The organism is Acidovorax sp. GW101-11A03, from assembly GCF_059424825.1.
The window spans coordinates 1-18,771 of record NZ_JBWKZU010000019.1; the positions used below are offsets into that span (position 1 = coordinate 1).

Genomic DNA, 18,771 nt, shown 5'->3' on the forward strand with positions numbered 1-18,771 from the left:
GCGCAGCAGTTCGCGGGCGCGCGGGTGTTCGCCCAGCTGGGCCATGGCGATGCCGCGCAGGGCCAGCGCGGGCGGGTCGTCGCGCAAGGCCACCCGCTGCAGCGCGGTGAGGGCGTCGCCCCCCGCCAGCGCGCGGGCGGCGGCAGAGATCATCGAATCCATGGCGACAGACTACACGCCCCCCTGAAAAGACCGCAAACAGGTTCTCCATGGAGGTGCGGGATACTCTCGCCCTCCCTGTCTTCCCTGCCCACAAGGACCGCCCATTGAAATCCGCCAGCGCCACCACCTTCGACGAGGCCTACTACCAGCGCTTTTACTTCGACAAGAAAACCAGCGTGGTGGACCCGCAGCACATGGAGCGCCTGGGTACCTTTGTGTGCAGCTACCTCAAGTACCTGCGTGTGCCGGTGCACCGCGTGCTCGACGTGGGCTGTGGCATCGGGCTGTGGAAGAACATCGTGGCGCAGCACTTTCCCGCTGCCAGCTACCTGGGCGTGGAGTTCAGCCCCTACCTGTGCGAGCGCTTTGACTGGCAGCAGGGCTCGGTGGTGGACTATGCGGCCAGCGAGCCGTTCGACTTCGTGATCTGCCAGGGCGTGCTGCCCTACCTGAGCCCGCCCGATCTGAAGGTCGCGCTGCACAACCTGGGGCGCCTCAGCAAAGGCGCGCTGTATGTCGAGGCCGTCTCGCGCGAGGACTACGAACGCGACATCATCGACGAGGACCTGACCGACAACCGCGTGTTTCGCCACCGCGCCGAGCTGTACCGGCGCGGCCTGCAGCAGGGCGCCATCGAACTGGGCGGCGGCGTGTGGCTGAGCCGCCGGGCCGAACTGCCGCTGTTTGCGCTGGAGCATGTGGATGGGTGAGCACGCTGCCGCTGCGCCGCACGCCGTTTCGCGCCTGCGCGCCGAGCGCCTGGCCCGCAGCGCCAAGCCTTTTCTGGCGCGCGGCGGCCCCAAGGGCGAGCGCTGCGCAGGCTGCCGCCTGGTGCCCAGCCACTGCATCTGCGCACTGCGTCCCCAGGTGCCCACGCGCTCGGGCATGTGCCTGTTGATGGCCGACATCGAACCGCTCAAGCCCAGCAACACCGGCTGGCTGATTGCCGATGTGGTGGCCGACACCTTTGCGTTTGGCTGGGCGCGCACCGAGGTGCAGCCGGGCCTGCTCGCGCTGCTGGCCGACCCGCAGTGGCAGCCGGTGGTGGTGTTCCCCGGCGAGTTTGTGGCGCCCGAGCGGGTGGTGACGCATGTGGCGCCTGCAGACGACGCCCCCGCAGGCAAGCGCCCGCTGTTCATCCTGCTCGACGCCACCTGGCCCGAGGCGCGCAAGATGTTCCGCAAAAGCCCGTACCTCGACCGCTTCCCGGTGCTGAGCCTGCAGCCCGAGCAGATCTCGCGTTACCGCCTGCGCCGCTCGCGCCGCGAAGACCACTTCTGCACCGCCGAAGTCGCCGCGCTGTGCCTGGAGCTGGCGGGCGAGGAGCAGGCCGCGCAGGTGCTGGATGCGTACCTGGACGTTTTCACCCACCACTATCTGCAGTCCAAGCACCAGCTGCCAGTGGCGGCCGACGACCCGACGCACCTGCGGCTGCACAGCCTGGCCACGGGGCGCTGACATTGGCTTGTTTGTGAACAATGTTCAGGCGGTCTACCGCCTTTCGGACGCTCTCTGTAGCATCAAAAGCTTCAATCAGAGTGAACTTGTCCGAGAGTTACATGCACTGCTTTCGTTGGGTTTTTGCTGGGCTTCTCGCACTGGGTGGGGCTGCCGCTGCACACGCGCAAACCGACACATCCACCAAGGTGGCGCCGTCGTTTACCTTCCCTGCCAAGGTGCAGCTGTCGGGCCGAAATCTCGTGTTGAATGGGGCTGGCATTCGGTTCCGTGCGGTGTTCCAGGTCTACCATGCGGCCCTGTACGTCGAGAACCCGTCGCACAACTTCGCTGACATGACGCGCAACAACGAGGCGCGGCGCGTGCACTTGATGATGGCGCGTGAGATCAAGTCCGATGAACTGGGCAAGTTGTTCGCCCGTGGCGTCCAGGACAACCTGGACAAGGCCTCGGCGGCGCGGTTGATGCCTGCGATGCTGCGCATGTCAGAGGTCTTTACCGACTACAAGCGGCTGGACCCCGGTGATCAGATCACGTTGGACTGGGTGCCTGGGCAGGGCACGGTGATCACGGTGCGCGGAAAAGTGGCGGGTGAGCCATTCAAGGAGCCTGAATTCTTCAATGCGTTGATTGGCATGTGGCTGGGGGCCAACCCTGTGGACGCGAAGCTGCGTGACGCGCTGCTGGGCGTCAAGCGGCCTGATATCACCGACCAGGCCAACCGCTGACAAACAGATTGCCGCCCGCGCGTGGTGCTGCACAGCGCGCGCTGGGCATGCAACGCGCGCACAAGAAGGGGCACACTCGGCGCAGACATCCGCCTTCTTGCCGCCACCTTATGCCCACTTTTCTCATCCGCAGCTTCTGCCCCGGCGAGGCGCCGGCGCTGCGCAGCGTTTTCCACGCGGCGGTGCACGGCCTTGCCCGCAGCCACTACCGCGCCGAACAGCTGGCCGCCTGGGCCCCCGCCGAGCACGACGCCGCGCAATGGGCTGCGCGCATGCAGGCCAACCAGCCCTTTGTGGCCGAGGCCGATGGCGGCGCCATCGCGGGGTTTGCCGACCTGCAGCCCGGTGGCTACATCGATATTTTTTTTGTGGCCCCGGCGTTTGCGCGCCTGGGCGTGGGCCACGCATTGATGGCGCACATCCATGCGCAGGCCGCGCAGCAGGGGCTGGCACGGTTGTGGGCGGATGTCAGCCTGGCGGCCGAGCCCTTTTTTGCGGCCCGGGGCTTTGCCGTGGAAACGCGCCAGGCCGTGGAGCGCGCGGGCGTGGTGCTGCACAACGCGCGCATGGGCAAGGCGCTGTAGTCATGACGCTCTTGTTTTGATAGCTTGATACGCTTGTCTATTGCGCGGTAACGGCGTTTTTTGTATGCAATCGGGCCTGTGCGCTGCCGGGGCGGGGCGCCAGTGCCTTACAGTAGCCGCCCCACCGCACACGCGGCGCATCCCGATCCCCCACCGCTTGCCAACACCAGAAGGCCACCCCACCATGACCAAAGACCCGGCCCGCCAACGCGAACTGCAACCCATGGCCCTGTGCGAGCCCTGCCAGGGCATCCAGCGCAACTGGCGCAAGGCCCCGGGCCACGCCGAGCTGGTGCAGCGCGGCAACCGCAAGGAAGACCGCGACCACGGCCCCGTGACCTTCACCCGCTATGTGTGCGACCGCTGCGGCACGGCCTGGGAGTATGAAAACGACAAGACCAACCAGCAGGCGGGCTGGTCGGTGGTGGGGCGGTAGTCGGCGGCATTTCTGAGTGCCTCGGAGTGTTTCCGAGTGCTCTTCTGCGGCACTTTTTTTGCCTGCGCACATCCCAGCTCCTTCCAGGAGAAATGCCACATGCACCACCGCCGCCAGTTTCTGAGCACCACCACCCGCAGCCTGGCCTTGGGCAGCGTGGCCCTGTTCATCGGCTGTGGTGCACTGGCCCAGCCCAGCTACACCGTACCGCTGGCCCAGCTGCAGGAGATGGTGGGCACCAAATTCCCCCGCAGCGTGCCGGTGCAGGGCCTGTTCGATCTGAACCTGCAGGCACCGCAATTGCGCCTGCTGCCCGCCGTGAACCGCCTGGGCGCCACCATGGCCGTGGAAGCAGCGGGCCCCGCGCTGCGGCGCAGCCACGGCGGCACCTTTGATGTGGAATTTGCGCTGCGCTACGAGGCCAGCGACCGCACGCTGCGTGCGCACCAGATCAAACTGGGGCGGCTGGACTTCCCCACCCTCAAGCCCGCCGTGACCGACCTGCTCAACGCCTACGGCCCGGTGCTGGCCGAGCAGTCGCTGCGCGAAGTCACGCTGCACCAGCTGCGCCCGCAGGACACGGCGGTGTTCGACGGCCTGGGCCTGCAGCCCGGGCCCATCACCGTGACGGCCCAGGGGCTGGAGGTGGCGTTTGTGCGCAAGCCTTAGGGGCTCTCCATGCGTTCACTAAGGCGCCGGGGTTCACTCCCTCTCCCCATGTGGGAGAGGGCGGGGGAGAGGGCGGGGGAGAGGGGGCGATGAGGCACAGCGCCTTGCACAGGCCCCCTCTCCCCGACCCTCTCCCGCGAGGGGAGAGGGAGTAAGGCCAGCCTGCGCTATTTCGGCTCCGCTGCCACCCGCCGCTGCACCGCTGCAAACACGGGGTTGCGGATGAGGTGCAGCGCCTGCCCGCGTTGGCCGCTCTCGGGCGACACGGTGGACGTGGTGGCCACCACCAGGTCCAGCGGCGGGTACACCCAGATGAACTGCCCGCCAAACCCGCTGGCCATGAAGGTGGGCCGCGCCGCCTTGCCGGGCACCACCCACCAAAGGTAGCCATAGGGTAGCCCCACGGGCGGGCCGCCCGCGTGCTGCACCTGCACGGACGCATCGGCAAACGCCCCGGGCAGCAGCGGTTGGCCATTCCACTGCCCGCGCTGCAGGTACAGCTGGCCCAGCTTGGCCATGTCGAGCGTGCGCAGGTGCACGATGCTGCCCTGGTAACGCGGCGCGGCCAGGCCGAGGGGCGCCACCAGCTGCTGCGCGTAGTCGGCCAAGGGCATGCCGGTGGCTTTTTCCAGCACGGCCACCAGCAGCGGCGTCACGGAGTTGTCGTAGGCAAACACCTGCCCCGGGTCGGCGGCCAGTGGCCTGGCCCAGGCCTCGCGCACGGGCAAAGGGGCGGCGGTGCCTGAGCGGGTGCGCGGGCCGCCATCCAGCGCAAAGCCGGCCGTCAGCGTCAGCAGGTGGCGCAGCGTGATGGTGGCGGCGCGCGGGTCGGGGTTGAGTGGCGCCCATTCGGGCATCAGCTCCACCACGCGCTGGTCCACGCTGCCGATGCGCCCCTGGGCCAGGGCCGTGCCCAGCAGGGCCGAGAGCGCACTTTTGGAGGCGGACTGGGTATCGCGCAGCCTCTCCGGCTCGCCGTCGCGGTAGAAGCGGTACACCACCCGGCCGCGCAGCACGACCACCGCACTTTGCACATCGGGGTACTGCGTGGCCAGCGCGGCCTCCACGGGCTGGAAGGCGGCGGCGTCCAGCGCCTGTTCATCTGCCGTGGCCGATTCGCGCCAGGTGGACGTGGCGGCGGTTTGCGCATGCGCAGTGCTGGCCACCAGGCCGACCCCGCCGACCAGCAGGCGAAGCGACAACGAGGCACAACAGACGGGCCAGCGGATGGGCATGCGGGACTCCTTCGGTGGGGGCGTGGGGGCGTGTCTGCCAGTGTAGAAGGCGCCACCTTTGCGCCAGCCAAAGATGACGTGATGACGTGATGACGTGATGACGTGATGAATGGATGCAGGGGCAGGGCCCGCCTCAATCCGCCCGCACCCGCTGCGCAAACCCGCGCTGGCTGAACTGCTCCACCACAAAGTCCACAAACACCCGCGTGCGCGCGGGCAGCAGCTTCTTGCTGGGGTAGTACAGCATGGTGGGCCCGGCATCGGCCCACCAGGCGGGCAGCAGGCGCACCAGGTCGCCACGCGCCAGCCAGGGCTGTGCAAACGGCATGGGCAGCACGGCCACGCCCAGGCCCATCAGCACCGCCTGGCACATGGCTTCGGGGTCGTCGAACACGATGCGGGGGCGAAACTCCACCGGCGCGGCCTCGCCCGCCTTGTTGCGCAGGGTGACCACCGGCACGCGCCCCGTGCGGATGGCGCGGCGTGCAATGCCGTCCCAGGCGGCCAGGTCGGCGGGGTGGCGTGGCGCCTTGCGGCCCTGCAGCAGCGCGGGCGCGGCCACCACCACGAGGTGGATGGGCCCGAGCGTGCGTGCCACCATGTCGGGGTTCAGGTTCAGGCCGCCGCCAATGCCCGCGTCAAAGCCCTCGCCGATCAGGTCCACCTGCCGGTTCTCGAAACGCCAGTCGGGCTGGATGGCGGGGTAGCGCTGCAAAAACTCGGTGAGCAGCGGCACCAGGTAGGCGCGGCCAAAAGCCTGGCCCATGCTCACCTTGAGCGTGCCTGCAGGCTGCTGCTCGGCCTCGGCTGCATGGTCCACGGCGTCGGCCAGCGCGGTCAGCGGCGGCCCGATCTGCGCCAGCAGGCGCTGCCCGCCCTCGGTCAGCGCCAGGCGCCGCGTGCTGCGCTGGAACAGCCGCACCCCCAGGCTGGCTTCGAGCCGCGCCACGTTCTTGCTCACCGCCGCGGGCGTGAGGCCCATCAAGCGCGCGGCGGCCGAGAAGCTGCCGGACTCGGCAGACTGCACAAAGGATTCGAGGTGGCTGAGCGGTTGCATGGCCGGCATTTTCAACTTTGGGTTGAAATTCATCCAGCCCATTGGTGGCTACCGCGCGGGCAATGGTTTTCTGACACTGCAGGGGTTCCTGGTTCGTTTTCGGGCCTTCTTGATCCCCCTCTTTTTTGGAGAAACACCATGTCTTCTGTTCTGGCAAGCTCCCCCACACACCAGCCCCTGGCGGGCAAGGTGGCGCTGGTCACCGGCGGCGCGCGCGGCATTGGCGCGGCCATCGTGCGGCGCCTGGCGCGCGACGGTGCGGCCGTGGCCTTCACCTACAGCAGCTCGGCCGCACCGGCCCAGGCGCTGGTGGCGGCCATCGAGGCCACCGGGGGCAAGGCCCTGGCCCTGCAGGCCGACAGCGCCGACGCCGCCGCCCTCACGCAGGCCGTGGACCACGCCGCCCGCACGCTGGGCCGCCTGGACATCCTCGTTAACAACGCGGGCGTGGCCGTGGCGGGCGTGCTGGACAGCTTTTCGCTGGCCGACTTCGACCACACGCTCAACGTGAACGTGCGCGCCGTGTTCGTGGCCACCCAGGCCGCCGTGCGCCACATGGGCCAGGGCGGTGCCTATGGCCGCGTGATCACCATCGGCAGCACCAACTCCGACCGCGTGCCATGGCCCGGCTTCAGCGTCTATGGCATGAGCAAGGCCGCCATCGTGGGCCTGACCAAGGGCCTGGCGCGCGACCTGGGCCCGCGCGGCATCACGGTGAACAACGTGCAGCCCGGCCCCGTGAACACCGACATGAACCCCGCCGACGGCCCCATGGCGGGCGACATGCACGGTCTGATGGCGCTGGACCGCCATGCCCACCCCGACGAGATCGCGGGCATGGTGGCCTACCTGGCCGGGCCCGAATCGGGCATGGTGACGGGGGCGAGCTTGCTGATCGACGGCGGGTTTGCGGCCTGAGTAGTCTGCACGGCGCTCACGGCGTGGGCTTTTGCGCCCGGGGCTTTTTCTGCACCGCAGGGCCGTGGGTCGCCAGCTCTTTGGGCGTGAGCAGATAGGCGGGGTTGTCCGCCACCATCTCCACCGCCAGGTCGATGAAGGCCCGCACACGCGCAGGCAGCGCCGTGCGGCTGCCGTAGTACACGTACAGCGCCAGGTGCTGCGCCACATGCTGTTGCAGCAGCGGCACCAGCTGGCCGCTGCGCACCAGCGGCGCAGCCGTGGGGCCCACCAGCTGGCCCACCGCGTGGCCGCCCAGCACCGCGCGCGCCTCGGCTTCGATGTCGTTGGTGCAGAACGTGGGGTGGATGGTGCGCGCCACAATGTCGTCGCCCACCTGGAACTCCCAGGGCATGGGCTTGCCGGTGGATGCATGGCGAAAGCCGCTGCAGCGGTGCTGCGCCAGGTCGTCGATGCTGGTCGGCGCCCCGTGGCGCGCGATGTAGGCGGGCGCGGCGCACACGATGAGCTGCAGCGTGAGCAGCCGCCGCGCCACCACGCCGCCCTCGGGCGGGTAGCCCGAGCGGAAGCCCACATCCACGCGGTCTTCCACCCAGTTGCCGATGCGGTCGTCCAGCTGCACATCGGGCTCCACCTGCGGGTGGCGTCGGCAGAACTCGTCGAGCACCGGCCAGATCACCTCCAGCAGGATGGAGCGCGGCGCCACGATGCGCAGCGGCCCCGCCATCTCCTCGCGACCTCGCCGCGCGCCCTGCACCGCATGCTGCAGCGTGACCAAGCCCGGCTGCGCCGAGGCCAGGAACTGTTGCCCTTCTTCGGTCAGGCTCAGGCTGCGCGTGGTGCGGTGGAACAGCCGCACGCCCAGGTGTGATTCGAGCTGCAACAGCAGCTGGCTGGACGCCTGTGGCGTGATGCCCTGCGCCGCGGCCGCCTGGCGCAGGCTGCCCAGCTCGGCCGCCTTGGCGAAATTGGCGATGGCACGCAGTTCGTTGATGGCCATGGTGGTGGTGCGGTGTTGGATAGTGATTGGCAAGCATTGCTTGTGAATGAATCGCCAAATTATGGGCTAGTCGCATGGCAATGGAACCCCTAAAGTTCGCCGCCGTGCGCACCCAAAGCGCCCACCCACTACCGAACACCACCACCCAAGGAACTGCCATGGCCATTGCCTCTTCACCCACCCCCTCGTCTTCTATTTCAACTTCGTCTTCGCACCCCCGCGTCTGGCTGATCACCGGCGCCTCGCGTGGCATCGGCGCGCGCATTGCCGAGGCCGCGCTGGCGCAGGGCGATGCCGTGGTCGCCACGTCGCGCAGCGCCGCATCCGTCGAGCAGCGCCTGGGCGCACACGACGCCCTGCTGCCCCTGGCGCTGGACGTGACCGACGAGACCCAGGCCCGCCATGCCGCCGGTGCGGCGCTCGACCGCTTCGGCCGAATCGACGTGCTGGTCAACAACGCGGGCTACGGCCTGCTGGGCGCGGTGGAAGAAGCCACCGCCGAAGAAGTGCTGCGCCTGTACGACACCAATGTGTTCGGGCTGCTGCATGTGACCCGCGCCGTGCTCCCCGCCCTGCGTGCGCAGCGCGCCGGGCATGTTGTCAACATCTCCTCGCTGGGCGGTGTGCAGTCGGCCGCCGGGTTTGGTCTGTACTGCTCCACCAAGTTCGCGGTCGAGGGCATCACCGAGGCGCTGCACGCCGAGCTGGCGCCGCTGGGTATCCACGCCACCGTGGTGGAGCCCGGGTACTTCCGCACCGAGTTCCTGGACAGCGCCTCGCTGGCCGTTTCGCCCCGCGTGCTGGAAGACTACGCCCAGAGCGTCGGTGCCGTGCGCGAAGCCGCGCGCCGCATCAACCTGAACCAGCCCGGCGACCCGGTGCGCCTGGCCCAGGCTGTGATGCAGCTGGTGGCCAGCCCCACGCCACCGCTGCGCCTGCCGCTGGGCACGGACACGCTGCAAGCTATTGCCGACAAACATGCCTTTGTGGCGAACGAGACGGCGCAGTGGCGTGCGGTGGCAGCGTCCACGGACTTCCCGGTGCAGGAAGCCGCGCTTCAGGTGGTGTGAAAAATTGCTCCTGTTTTGATAGCTATTGACGCCCTTCCATCAGGCGGAAGGGGCTGTTTGGGCTCAGTTTTTGGGCCTGGGGGCGGCCTGCGTGCTGTGCGCGGGCTGCCCACGCTCACACCGGCCGCGCCATCTCCATCACCCAGTTCACCTCCCAGGTCGCGCCGCCGTCTTCCGAAAACGCCTGCTGCCAGCGCGGGGCGCCGGTGTGCATCTGCGACCACTCGAAGCGCACGCGCACCGGGCGGCCCTCGAACAGATCCTCGCCTTCGAAAATGCCCACGCCGTCCTGGAAGCCGCCCACTACGGGCGGCAGCAGCTGGCCGGTGGCCGGGTCCAGGCCGCCGGTGACGTTGTCGAGCCAGTAGATGCTCCAGCGCTGCGATGCGGGGCTGAACACGCGCAGCGCCATGCCCACAAAGCCGGGCTTCCAGGCCTGGGGTGTGAAGCTGTCGTAGTTGCCGATGCCGGCGGGCAGTGGGTGCACGCTGCCGGTGGCGTCGAACACCTCCCAGTCGTTGCAGCCTGCCAGGCGCCGCACCAGGCGCGTGTTGCGGATGCGCCAGGGGCCCATGAGGAAGTCGAAGTCGTTGGCTGCGCTGGGCACAGCGGCGGGCGAAGGGATGGTGATGAGATGAGGGGTGGTCATGGTGGTGCTGGTGGTGCTCGGGTGGGTTTTCATGCGTGCAGGGCGCTGCGCGCCGTGGGCTGCAGGCGCAAGGTGTGGGGCGGGCCCGCGAGCCAGGGCGCCAGGCCCGGGGCCACGCCGCGCTGCCAGGCACCGCTGTCGGTCACGGCCTGGGCCGCTGCTGCGCTGCCAAACAGGGCCAGCGCCAGCAGCACGGGCTCGCCCTCGCGCACGGGCAGGCGGGGGAAGGTGTTGGCGCTGGCCTCGGTGCGGTACCAGGCCACCTGGCGCGCGCCGCTGCGCTGCAGCAGCGGCGCCATGCGGTGGTGGCAGAAGTCCAGCAGCGCAGGTGTGGGGCTCTCTCGCAGGGGGAAGACGGTGGCCGTGAGCACGCCCGGCGCCGCGCCGCTGCAGCCCGGCGCGGGGCGCGGGTGCTGGGGCAGAGCGATGGCGGCGCCGGGCCAGGCGGGGCGCAGCAGCAGCACGTTGTCCGAATCGACCATGGTGGCGTTGGCCGCGTTGCGGTGCGCGGCCCACACGGGGCCGCCATAGAAGCCTTCGAGCGCGCGGCGGCGGGATTCCATGTGGGCAAAGCCGCGCAGCCACACAAACATGTCGGGCCGGTCCAGGTCGCGGAACTGGCCCAGCACACGCATGCCGTGGGCCTCCTGCGTCTCCACCAACTCGCGGTCGAACAGGTCGATGAGCACCTCGCGCTGCTGCGGGTGCAGTGTGTACTGGCGCAGCTCGACAACGGCGCATTCGTCGGCGGCGGGCGGGGCTGCGCAGGGAGGGGGTGACGGGGCCATGAGGGCTTCGGACATGCGGGGCTCCTGGTGAGAAATGGCAGAAAAACACAACGAGCCCGCAGTCTGCGCCGCCATACCTGCCACCTTGTGGCAGGTATTTGGGATATCTTTGCGCATCGCCGTTTCGAGCGGCTAACAAACTCTTCTGGCGTCGTTGCCGCGTCTTGTCGCACCCCCCACACCCTTTTTGCCCCATGCGCGCCAGCCGCCTGCTTTCCCTTCAGATGCTGCTCGAAACCCGGGGCCGCATGAGCGCGACCGCGCTGGCCGATGCGCTGGAGGTGTCGGTGCGCACGCTCTACCGCGATGTGGACCAGCTCAGCGCGGCCGGTGTGCCCATCTATGCCGAGCGGGGGCGCCACGGCGGTTTCGCACTGCTGCCGGGCTGGAAGACCACCCTCACCGGCCTCACGCCCTCCGAGGCGCAGGCCGTGTTCTTGAGCGGCCTGCCCGGCCCCGCGCATGACCTGGGCCTGGGTGGCGACGTGGAGGGTGCGCGGCTGAAGCTGCTGGCCGCGCTGCCCGCCGGGTGGCGCGACGACGCCCAGCGCGTGAGCGCCCGCCTGCACCTGGACCCTGTGGACTGGTACCGCGAGAGCGACCCCACGCCGTACCTGTCCACGGTGGCGGCTGCGGTGTGGAGCGGCCACCAGATCACCCTGCGCTACGAAGGCTGGGCGCGCACGGCCGAGCGCACCGTGAGCCCGCTGGGCCTGGTGCTGAAGGCGGGCGTGTGGTACCTGGTGGCTTTGCCTATGGGAGCCGACGCGCGCGGGCCACGCACCTACCGGGTGTCGAACATCCTCGCGGCCACGGCGCTGGACCAACCGGCCAAGCATCCAGCAGGATTTGACCTGCCGGGCTACTGGGCCGCATCGATCCTGCGTTTTGAGTCAGGCCTGTATACGGGCGAGGCCGCACTGCTAGCCACTCCCGAAGGGTTACGGGGCCTGCGCGCGCTCAGCAGCGCGGTGGCGCGTGCGGTGGCTGACGCCCCGTCGTCCCGCCGTAAGGACGGCCGCACAGCCGTGACGATACCCATCGAGTCGGTGGAGCATGCCTGTGGTCAGCTGATGCGGTTGTCGCCGCAGGTGGAAGTGTTGCGGCCCGTGGCGTTGCGCCGCGCGCTGGTGGCGAGGGTGCGAGAAACCGCAGCGCTGTACGAGAAGGGGTTTGCCACGAAATAGGTCGCTGGTGGGCTTGGGCAAAGGGCGCGTCGGCGCTTCCACTACGGGGAGGCTGATGGCCCCCCATTGCCACCATGCGGTCGTCAACGCGGGCTCGTCAAAGCCAGCGCGTTCCCGTCCACCCGGAATACCGCTACCGATTCCACCAATCCGTGTGCCTGCTGGTTCAGTGTTTGCGCTGCGGCTGCCATTTCCTCCACCAGTGCGGCGTTTTGCTGCGTTGTCTGGTCGAGCTGCGCCACCGCCTCGCCGATCTGGCCAATGCCGGCGCTTTGCTCACGGGTGGCAGCGCTGATCTCGCCGATCAAGTCCGCTACACGTTTGACTTCGCCCATGATCTCGGTCATGGCGGAGCCTGCGGTGTTCACAAGCGCAGAGCCGGTCTCCACTCTCTCCACGCTCGCCTCGATAAGCGACTTGATTTCCTTGGCTGCCTCAGCGCTGCGCTGTGCGAGGTTGCGCACTTCACTGGCGACCACCGCAAAGCCTCGTCCCTGCTCTCCTGCGCGCGCTGCTTCAACAGCTGCATTCAATGCCAGGATATTCGTCTGGAAGGCGATCCCATCGATGACGCTGATGATGTCGCTGATGCGGCGCGAACTGGCCGTAATATCTCCCATGGTGCTGACCACCTGTGCGACGACGGTGCCGCCATGCTCGGCGGCGGCGCGTGCTGTAGAGGCAAGCTGGCTGGCCTCCTGAGCGGTGTCCGAGTTTTGCTGCACGGTCGCCGTCATTTCCTCCATCGACGCTGCGCTGCGCTGCAGGTTGCTGGACTGCTGCTCTGTGCGGTGCGAGAGGTCGGTGTTACCCGCTGCAATCTCTTGGGATCCAGATTCGATGGCGGTGGCGGAGGCTCGGACGCGGCTCACGATATTGGCCAGCGCGCCCTGCATATCGCTGAGGGATGCCAGCACGCTGTCAGGAGGAGCGCTGGACGCGCCTTCCACTGCATTCAGGTTGCCCGAGGCGACAAGTCTCGCGGCCGCACGCAGCTGCACGGGGTCTGCGCCCAGGGATCGCATGAGGCTGCGATTGATCAGTGTGGCCAGCGCAATCGCTGCTGCAATGGCGGTCACGGAAGCCAGCACGAGCTGGATTCGCTTGGATCTGAATTTCTCCGCTGATTTTTTGATTTCTTGCGCACCGGATGTAGCGATCAGTTTTGTGTAGTCCGATGTGGTGCCGATCAACTGCTTGAGCAGTGGCTGGCACTCGGCGTTCATTTTTGCGGTCGCCTCTTCCTTTTGCCCTGCCAGGGCTTTCGCCACGATGTCCAGCGCTACGGGCCCGTACCGCTCCTCCAGCTTTTCCAGCTTGTCGAACAGGCCACGCTCTTCGGCTGTTACGTCCTTAGCGTTCGCCAGTGTCGTCTTGAGTGTAGCCAGGCGCTCCTGCACGCGGTCGTGTGCCGCTTTGACGGCTTCCGTTTCCAAGCGCACATCTTCAGGGCCGTTCAGCAGGATCAGGTTGCGTGCGGAAATAGCGCGCGCACTGGCTGCAGCGCGTATGTCGCGCGCCAAGCCGCCACGGCTGAATTCATCACTGACGAAGTTGTCGAAGTCCTTTTGTGATTCGCTCAAACTCACTACCGACAGGACGGACACGCCGATCAAGATGGTGACCAGCACGGAGAACGCAATGAACAACTTGCGGGAGACGGTTTGATTGTGGAAGTTCATTGAGGAAACCTCTTGAGAGCCTGTGTCGGCACTTGGCGCGGGAAATGCCGCAATGAACCAATTGTGACCAAAATAATCATTTATATCAATTTGATCAGAATTTCTGACCATGAAGGCTGGGCTTTCCGTTTGCCTGCCGACAAAATATGGCTTTTGTGGCAACACTTTGGACAGTTGTGTTGTCTTCTTTTGAGTGCACGCACGTATCCAAGGCGATCTGGCCCTTGGTTGTCCTGAGGCGTCGCCCGGCTGATGGATGAGGCGCCGCATGGCAGCTTTGCTGCGTTGAGCGTTCCCCGATGGAGGGCGATTTCAACCCAACGAGGGTGCACTATCAGTTTCCGTGCCTGAAGTTGGCCCGGGAAGCAGTTGCCCAGGCCTTGCAGGCCGTGTGCTCACAAGCCCCGCTCCACCATGTCCAGCAGCCGCTGGCTCAGCGCGTCCAGCGTCTGCTGGGGTGTGCCGCGCAGTGGCCCGTCGATGGCGAGCAGCGCCATGCCGTGCACGGTGGACCAGGCCAGATATTCGGCACCGGGGCGCCGTGCGGCGGGCAGTGCGCCTGCGGCCACTAGGTCATCCAGCGCCGCGCTCAGGTGCTCGAAGGGGTTGAGCCCCGTGGCGCCGCCCATGGCCGGGTCGGGCTGTTGCTGCACGGTGAAGCGGCCGCCGAACGCGGTGCGGAACAGGCCCGTCTCGGCCTGGGCAAAGCGCAGGTAGCCCGCGCCCACGGCGCGCACCTTCGCGTGGGCCTGCTGGGTGGCGGTGCCGGTGGCGGGCACCTGGGCCAGCTCGGCCTCCATGAAGCGTGCAGCGGCGGCCACGGCGGCGGCGCGCACGGCGCCCAGCAGGTCGTCGCGGTTGGCAAAGTGGCGGTAGGCCGCGTTGGGCGCCACACCTGCGCGGCGCGTGGCCTCGCGCAGCACCACGGCGTCGGGGCCGCCCTGGCGGGCCAGTTCGATGCCCGCGTCCAGCAGTGCGCGGCGCAGGTCGCCATGGCGGTAGGTGCTGCGGGCCGCAGCGCGGGCCGGTTCGGGCGTGTTGCCGGTGGTTACGTGCATGTTGTTCTGGATGTGGACAGTGTCCATTATCTTTGTTATGGTTTGTGGACGGTGTTCACAATTGCGCGCCGACCCCCTTTTTTGCTCCCAACCCCTGCCAGGAGACCCCCATGAAAGTCGAGCCCTATCTGATATTTGAAGGCCGCTGCGAAGAGGCGCTGGATTTCTACCGCCGTGCGCTGGGCGCCCAGGTCAAGCTGCTCATGCGCTACAAGGACAACCCCGATCCGGCCGGTGCCCCGGGCTGTGCGGACGGCAGCGGCGGCGGGCCCACGCCCGAGATGGTGATGCACGCCGAGTTTTCCGTCGGCCAGACCACGCTGATGGCGTCGGACGGCATGGGCTCGGGCAAGGCGAAGTTCGAGGGCATCTCGCTGGCCCTGAGCCCCGCCAGCGTGGCCGATGCCGAGCGCCTGTTCCATGCGCTGGCCGACGGTGGCCAGGTGCAGATGCCGCTGGGCAAGACCTTCTTCTCGCAGGCCTTCGGCATGGTGGCCGACCGCTTTGGCGTGCCGTGGATGGTGGTGGGGCCGGAGTGAACGTGCTCGCGCGCTGGCCCCGCATCCATCCAACCGTTCTTTCCACTTCCGTTGATCGTTTCACTCCAGGAGACACCCATGATGAATCCCGAACCCCATGCCATGCACCGCTGGCTACAGCAGTTGCTGGGCCACTGGACCAGCACCTCCAGCTGCGACGCGCCGCCCGGCGGGTCGGCCGAACAATCCGTGGGCGCCGAGCACGGCCGTGCGCTGGGCGATCTGTGGGTGATCCTGGAAGGCACGGGCACCATGCCCGATGGCGGCGAGGCGCGCATGCAGATGACGCTGGGCTACGACCCCGAGAAGCAGGTGTTTCTGGGCACCTGGGTGGGCTCGATGATGAGCCACATGTGGATCTATCGGGGCACGCTCGATGCCGACCAGAAGGTGCTGACGCTGGAGACCGAGGGCCCAAGCTTCAAGGGCGACGGCAAGACGGCGCGCTATCGCGATGTGATCACCATCGTGGGGCCGGGCGAGCGCACGCTGACCTCGTTTGGCGAGCAACCCGACGGCAGCTGGAACCAGATCATGCAAGCAAACTATGTAAAAACCGCCTGAGCCGCTGCGCGGCGTCCCCCTCAAAGGGGGACGCACCCGGTGGACTGGCCGAGCCAGATCCACGGGTGCACGGGCGGTGCGCCGCGCCAGTTGCTGACGCCGCGCGCGTGACAAACTGTGGGGCGCGTCCTCGGCGCTTTCCACATTCCCATTGACCTCCATGACCCTCTCCATCGAAGGCCGCGCACGCTGGCCCGCGCTCATCCTGCTGTGCCTGGGCGAGCTGATGATCGTGCTCGACACCACCATCGTGAACGTGGCGCTGCCCAGCATCAAGGCCGACCTGGGTTTTACCGAGACATCGCTGGTGTGGGTGGTCAACGCCTACATGCTGACCTTTGGCGGCTGCCTGCTGCTGGGCGGGCGGCTGGGGGACTTGTATGGCCACCGGCGGCTGTTCCTCGCGGGCATCACCTTGTTCACCCTCGCGTCGCTGGGCTGCGGGCTGGCCCACACGCAGGGGCTGCTGGTGGCGGCGCGTGCGGTGCAGGGTGTGGGCGGGGCGGTGGTGTCGGCCGTGGCGCTGTCGCTCATCATGAATCTGTTCACCGAACCCGGCGAGCGCGCGCGGGCCATGGGGGTGTATGGCTTTGTGTGCGCGGGCGGCGGCAGCATTGGTGTGCTGCTGGGTGGAGTGCTTACCAGTGCATTGAGCTGGCACTGGATCTTTTTGGTCAACATCCCCGTGGGCGTGGCGATCTACGCGGCCTGCCTGGTGCTGCTGCCGGGCGGCAAGGGGCAGGCGCACGGGCAGCGGCTGGATGTGGCGGGCGCGGTCACCATCACCGCGTCGCTGATGCTGGCGGTGTACGCCATCGTCAACGGCAACGAGGCGGGTTGGACTTCGCTGCAGTCGCTGGGCCTGCTGGGCGCCTCGGCGGCGCTGCTGCTGGTGTTTCTGTACATTGAATCGCATGTGGCCGCGCCGCTGGTGCCGCTGGCCTTGCTGCGGCTGCGCAACCTGGCGATCTCCAATGTGGTGGGCGTGTTGTGGGCAGCGGGGATGTTTGCGTGGTTCTTTCTGTCGGCGCTGTACATGCAGCTGGTGCTGGGCTACGACGCGATGCAGGTGGGCCTGGCGTTCCTGCCGTCCAACCTCATCATGGCGGGCTGCTCGCTGGGGCTGTCGGCCTGGGTGGTGATGCGCTATGGCATCCGCAGCACGCTGGGCTGGGGCCTGATGCTGGCCACCGTGGGGCTGGCGCTGTTTGCGCTGGCGCCGGTGGACGGCCAGTTTGTGCTGCATGTGCTGCCCGGCATGGTGCTGCTGGGCGTGGGGGCGGGCATTGCGCTCAACCCGCTGCTGCTGGCCGCCATGGGCGATGTGAAGCCCGAGGACTCGGGCCTCGCATCCGGCGTGGTTAACACGGCCTTCATGATGGGCGGCGCGCTGGGCCTGGCGGTGCTGGCCAGCCTGGCCGATGCCCGGACCGGGGCGCTGCGCGAGGCGGGCGCATCGGCGCCGATGGCGCTGAACGGCGGCTACCAGCTGGCCTTCTGGGTGGCGGCGGCGGGATCGCTGGTGGCGGCGCTGCTGGGTGGCCTGGTGCTGCGGCCTGCGCAGCCGCCGGGGACGGGGGCGCAGGGGGCGCTGCACTGAGAAAAGATTGCTATCAAAAGTGAAGCTATTGGGGCAATGCCAGCAGGCGGAAGGGCCGAATTTCATTCAGATCCTGTGCTGTGTACACCTGCCAGGGCTGCCCCACTGTCCTGTTCGGTGGACCCCACTGTTCCACGCAGCGCACTTCTGCTCAGGCACCATTGGCGCCATATTCCACAGGCATGCCGCCCGATAGTGGCGGTGCACAACCCAAGGAGCCTTCCATGCCCTCGTCCACTTCTGCCGTTGCCCCCCTGCTGCCCATCGTGCGTGCGCAGCTGCTGGGCCCGCAGTGGCCCACGATGGACCCGTTTCTTTTCTGCGCCCACCACGACGATGCCTACCCCGCAGGCAACGGCGCCTTTGCGCCCGCCGTGCCCATCGACGACCGCCAGATCGGCAGCGACTTCAGCCGCAAGGATGGCTGGAGCATGTACCACGGCGACCCGGTGCCCGGCTTTCCCGGCCACCCGCACCGGGGCTTTGAAACGGTGACGCTGGTGCGCAAAGGCCTCATCGACCATTCCGACTCGCTGGGCGCCGCCGCGCGGTTTGGCGGGGGCGATGTGCAGTGGGTCACGGCGGGCAAGGGCATCGTGCACTCCGAGATGTTCCCGCTGCTCAACGCCGACGGGCCGAACCCGCTCGAACTCTTCCAGATCTGGCTGAACCTGCCCGCGCGCAACAAGATGGTGGAGCCGCACTTCACCATGCTGTGGAACGAGCGCATCCCGCGCCTGGTGCATGCCGACGCCGCAGGCCGCAAGACCACGGTGACAGTGGTGGCCGGTGCGCTGCCCGGCGCACCTGATCCGCTGTCGCCGCCGCCCGAGTCCTGGGCCTCGCAGCCCGAGGGCGATGTGGCGATCTGGACGCTGCACCTGGAGCCCGGCGCCGAGTGGACCTTGCCCTCAGCCAAGGGAGCGCAGGGTGCGAATGGCGACGAAGGCACGCAGCGCATGCTGTACTTCTTTGTGGGCGACAGCCTGCGCGTGGGCCCGCAGGACGTAGACCGCCACGCCGCGCTGCAGGTGCGCGCTGGTGAGGACTGGCTGCTGACCAACACCGGCACCACCGCCGTGGAATGCCTGGTGCTGCAGGGCCGGCCCATTGCCGAGCCCGTGGCGCAGTACGGCCCGTTTGTGATGAACACGCAGGCCGAGATCATGCAGGCCATGAACGACTACCGCCGCACCCAGTTTGGCGGCTGGCCTTGGGCCCAGCAGGACCCGGTTCACGGCGCCACACCGCGCCGGTTTGCGCGCTACCCCGGGCAGACCGAGGAAGAGCGCCCGGCCGAAAGCGCGGCTGCTTAGCCCGCCCGCGACGGGTGGAAACGCGGGTCGTGGACAATCCACGGTCCCGATCCGCGTTGTTATGCAAGACC

At 67.9% G+C, this 18,771-nt stretch carries 20 protein-coding genes and 1 pseudogene; 13 read left to right on the forward strand and 8 right to left on the reverse strand.

The window, feature by feature from the left end; translation table 11 throughout:
- Nucleotides 1–162 (reverse strand): annotated as a pseudogene (locus AC07Z7_RS10175) (helix-turn-helix domain-containing protein); the annotation flags it as partial.
- A 104-nt stretch (nucleotides 163–266) separates the two neighbouring features.
- Here AC07Z7_RS10175 and AC07Z7_RS10180 point away from each other — a divergent pair.
- The 6 genes from AC07Z7_RS10180 (at nucleotide 267) to AC07Z7_RS10205 (ending at nucleotide 4,037) form a co-directional block, all read left to right on the forward strand.
- Nucleotides 267–872, forward strand: a complete 606-nt coding sequence (locus tag AC07Z7_RS10180; RefSeq protein WP_494766176.1) for a methyltransferase domain-containing protein — start codon at nucleotides 267–269, stop codon at nucleotides 870–872.
- Nucleotides 865–1,620 carry a tRNA-uridine aminocarboxypropyltransferase gene (locus AC07Z7_RS10185; protein ID WP_494766177.1) on the forward strand — a complete coding sequence of 252 codons (756 nt, stop codon included), beginning with the start codon at nucleotides 865–867 and terminating at the stop codon, nucleotides 1,618–1,620. Before AC07Z7_RS10180 ends, AC07Z7_RS10185 begins: the two co-directional genes overlap by 8 nt.
- Nucleotides 1,621–1,721: 101 nt before the next feature.
- Nucleotides 1,722–2,348: a chalcone isomerase family protein gene (locus AC07Z7_RS10190; protein ID WP_494766178.1), complete on the forward strand. Its 627-nt coding sequence runs from the start codon at nucleotides 1,722–1,724 to the stop codon at nucleotides 2,346–2,348.
- A gap of 110 nt (nucleotides 2,349–2,458) precedes the next feature.
- Complete coding sequence (locus AC07Z7_RS10195; protein ID WP_494766179.1) at nucleotides 2,459–2,932, forward strand: GNAT family N-acetyltransferase; 474 nt, start codon at nucleotides 2,459–2,461, stop codon at nucleotides 2,930–2,932.
- A 184-nt stretch (nucleotides 2,933–3,116) separates the two neighbouring features.
- Entirely contained in the window at nucleotides 3,117–3,368 is a 252-nt protein-coding gene (locus tag AC07Z7_RS10200; protein WP_063459727.1) for a hypothetical protein, read from the forward strand.
- A gap of 99 nt (nucleotides 3,369–3,467) precedes the next feature.
- A complete protein-coding gene (locus tag AC07Z7_RS10205) occupies nucleotides 3,468–4,037 on the forward strand; it encodes a DUF1439 domain-containing protein (RefSeq protein WP_494766180.1) in 570 nt (189 codons plus the stop codon).
- Nucleotides 4,038–4,204: 167 nt separating this feature from the next.
- On the opposite strand, the gene AC07Z7_RS10210 is transcribed toward AC07Z7_RS10205, so the two are convergent.
- Together AC07Z7_RS10210 and AC07Z7_RS10215 are read right to left on the reverse strand one after the other, a co-directional pair.
- A complete protein-coding gene (locus AC07Z7_RS10210) occupies nucleotides 4,205–5,272 on the reverse strand; it encodes a serine hydrolase domain-containing protein (RefSeq protein WP_494766181.1) in 1,068 nt (355 codons plus the stop codon).
- Nucleotides 5,273–5,405: 133 nt separating this feature from the next.
- Complete coding sequence (locus AC07Z7_RS10215) at nucleotides 5,406–6,329, reverse strand: LysR family transcriptional regulator (RefSeq protein ID WP_252658100.1); 924 nt, start codon at nucleotides 6,327–6,329, stop codon at nucleotides 5,406–5,408.
- Between the two features lie 138 nt (nucleotides 6,330–6,467).
- Between AC07Z7_RS10215 and AC07Z7_RS10220 the strand changes: the two genes are divergently transcribed.
- Nucleotides 6,468–7,247 (forward strand): SDR family oxidoreductase, encoded by a 780-nt coding sequence (locus AC07Z7_RS10220; protein ID WP_494766182.1) that lies wholly within the window; start codon nucleotides 6,468–6,470, stop codon nucleotides 7,245–7,247.
- Between the two features lie 16 nt (nucleotides 7,248–7,263).
- Here the strand turns inward: AC07Z7_RS10220 and AC07Z7_RS10225 are convergent, their stop codons facing one another.
- Complete coding sequence (locus AC07Z7_RS10225; protein WP_494766183.1) at nucleotides 7,264–8,247, reverse strand: LysR family transcriptional regulator; 984 nt, start codon at nucleotides 8,245–8,247, stop codon at nucleotides 7,264–7,266.
- Nucleotides 8,248–8,405: 158 nt separating this feature from the next.
- Here AC07Z7_RS10225 and AC07Z7_RS10230 point away from each other — a divergent pair, with 158 nt between their 5' ends.
- Nucleotides 8,406–9,317 carry an oxidoreductase gene (locus AC07Z7_RS10230; protein WP_494766184.1) on the forward strand — a complete coding sequence of 304 codons (912 nt, stop codon included), beginning with the start codon at nucleotides 8,406–8,408 and terminating at the stop codon, nucleotides 9,315–9,317.
- Nucleotides 9,318–9,432: 115 nt separating this feature from the next.
- Here the strand turns inward: AC07Z7_RS10230 and AC07Z7_RS10235 are convergent, their stop codons facing one another.
- Entirely contained in the window at nucleotides 9,433–9,966 is a 534-nt protein-coding gene (locus AC07Z7_RS10235) for a hypothetical protein (RefSeq protein ID WP_494766185.1), read from the reverse strand.
- Nucleotides 9,967–9,995: 29 nt separating this feature from the next.
- On the reverse strand, nucleotides 9,996–10,769 hold the full coding sequence (locus AC07Z7_RS10240) for an NIPSNAP family protein (protein WP_494766186.1): 774 nt from the start codon (nucleotides 10,767–10,769) through the stop codon (nucleotides 9,996–9,998).
- Between the two features lie 179 nt (nucleotides 10,770–10,948).
- Between AC07Z7_RS10240 and AC07Z7_RS10245 the strand changes: the two genes are divergently transcribed.
- Nucleotides 10,949–11,941 (forward strand): helix-turn-helix transcriptional regulator, encoded by a 993-nt coding sequence (locus AC07Z7_RS10245; protein ID WP_494766187.1) that lies wholly within the window; start codon nucleotides 10,949–10,951, stop codon nucleotides 11,939–11,941.
- Between the two features lie 83 nt (nucleotides 11,942–12,024).
- Here the strand turns inward: AC07Z7_RS10245 and AC07Z7_RS10250 are convergent, their stop codons facing one another.
- A complete protein-coding gene (locus AC07Z7_RS10250) occupies nucleotides 12,025–13,893 on the reverse strand; it encodes a methyl-accepting chemotaxis protein (protein ID WP_494766188.1) in 1,869 nt (622 codons plus the stop codon).
- 125 nt (nucleotides 13,894–14,018) lie between these two features.
- Entirely contained in the window at nucleotides 14,019–14,708 is a 690-nt protein-coding gene (locus AC07Z7_RS10255) for a TetR/AcrR family transcriptional regulator (protein ID WP_494766189.1), read from the reverse strand.
- 83 nt (nucleotides 14,709–14,791) lie between these two features.
- Between AC07Z7_RS10255 and AC07Z7_RS10260 the strand changes: the two genes are divergently transcribed.
- The 4 genes from AC07Z7_RS10260 (at nucleotide 14,792) to AC07Z7_RS10275 (ending at nucleotide 18,700) form a co-directional block, all read left to right on the forward strand.
- Nucleotides 14,792–15,220, forward strand: coding sequence for a VOC family protein (locus AC07Z7_RS10260; protein WP_494766190.1), 429 nt, complete (start codon nucleotides 14,792–14,794; stop codon nucleotides 15,218–15,220).
- A 78-nt stretch (nucleotides 15,221–15,298) separates the two neighbouring features.
- On the forward strand, nucleotides 15,299–15,784 hold the full coding sequence (locus tag AC07Z7_RS10265; protein WP_494766191.1) for a DUF1579 domain-containing protein: 486 nt from the start codon (nucleotides 15,299–15,301) through the stop codon (nucleotides 15,782–15,784).
- A gap of 160 nt (nucleotides 15,785–15,944) precedes the next feature.
- A complete protein-coding gene (locus tag AC07Z7_RS10270) occupies nucleotides 15,945–17,384 on the forward strand; it encodes an MFS transporter (RefSeq protein WP_494766192.1) in 1,440 nt (479 codons plus the stop codon).
- 224 nt (nucleotides 17,385–17,608) lie between these two features.
- Nucleotides 17,609–18,700, forward strand: a complete 1,092-nt coding sequence (locus tag AC07Z7_RS10275; RefSeq protein ID WP_494766193.1) for a pirin family protein — start codon at nucleotides 17,609–17,611, stop codon at nucleotides 18,698–18,700.
- Nucleotides 18,701–18,771 lie beyond the last annotated feature (71 nt).

Coding starts and splice junctions, on each gene's coding strand:
- AC07Z7_RS10185 (WP_494766177.1), top strand. CDS start 865: ATGGGTGAGCACGCTGCCGCTGCGCCGCACGCCGTTTCGCGCCTGCGC.
- AC07Z7_RS10190 (WP_494766178.1), top strand. CDS start 1,722: ATGCACTGCTTTCGTTGGGTTTTTGCTGGGCTTCTCGCACTGGGTGGG.
- AC07Z7_RS10195 (WP_494766179.1), top strand. CDS start 2,459: ATGCCCACTTTTCTCATCCGCAGCTTCTGCCCCGGCGAGGCGCCGGCG.
- AC07Z7_RS10200 (WP_063459727.1), top strand. CDS start 3,117: ATGACCAAAGACCCGGCCCGCCAACGCGAACTGCAACCCATGGCCCTG.
- AC07Z7_RS10205 (WP_494766180.1), top strand. CDS start 3,468: ATGCACCACCGCCGCCAGTTTCTGAGCACCACCACCCGCAGCCTGGCC.
- AC07Z7_RS10210 (WP_494766181.1), bottom strand. CDS start 5,272: ATGCCCATCCGCTGGCCCGTCTGTTGTGCCTCGTTGTCGCTTCGCCTG.
- AC07Z7_RS10215 (WP_252658100.1), bottom strand. CDS start 6,329: ATGCAACCGCTCAGCCACCTCGAATCCTTTGTGCAGTCTGCCGAGTCC.
- AC07Z7_RS10220 (WP_494766182.1), top strand. CDS start 6,468: ATGTCTTCTGTTCTGGCAAGCTCCCCCACACACCAGCCCCTGGCGGGC.
- AC07Z7_RS10225 (WP_494766183.1), bottom strand. CDS start 8,247: ATGGCCATCAACGAACTGCGTGCCATCGCCAATTTCGCCAAGGCGGCC.
- AC07Z7_RS10230 (WP_494766184.1), top strand. CDS start 8,406: ATGGCCATTGCCTCTTCACCCACCCCCTCGTCTTCTATTTCAACTTCG.
- AC07Z7_RS10235 (WP_494766185.1), bottom strand. CDS start 9,966: ATGACCACCCCTCATCTCATCACCATCCCTTCGCCCGCCGCTGTGCCC.
- AC07Z7_RS10240 (WP_494766186.1), bottom strand. CDS start 10,769: ATGTCCGAAGCCCTCATGGCCCCGTCACCCCCTCCCTGCGCAGCCCCG.
- AC07Z7_RS10245 (WP_494766187.1), top strand. CDS start 10,949: ATGCGCGCCAGCCGCCTGCTTTCCCTTCAGATGCTGCTCGAAACCCGG.
- AC07Z7_RS10250 (WP_494766188.1), bottom strand. CDS start 13,893: ATGCGGCGCCTCATCCATCAGCCGGGCGACGCCTCAGGACAACCAAGG.
- AC07Z7_RS10255 (WP_494766189.1), bottom strand. CDS start 14,708: ATGGACACTGTCCACATCCAGAACAACATGCACGTAACCACCGGCAAC.
- AC07Z7_RS10260 (WP_494766190.1), top strand. CDS start 14,792: ATGAAAGTCGAGCCCTATCTGATATTTGAAGGCCGCTGCGAAGAGGCG.
- AC07Z7_RS10265 (WP_494766191.1), top strand. CDS start 15,299: ATGATGAATCCCGAACCCCATGCCATGCACCGCTGGCTACAGCAGTTG.
- AC07Z7_RS10270 (WP_494766192.1), top strand. CDS start 15,945: ATGACCCTCTCCATCGAAGGCCGCGCACGCTGGCCCGCGCTCATCCTG.
- AC07Z7_RS10275 (WP_494766193.1), top strand. CDS start 17,609: ATGCCCTCGTCCACTTCTGCCGTTGCCCCCCTGCTGCCCATCGTGCGT.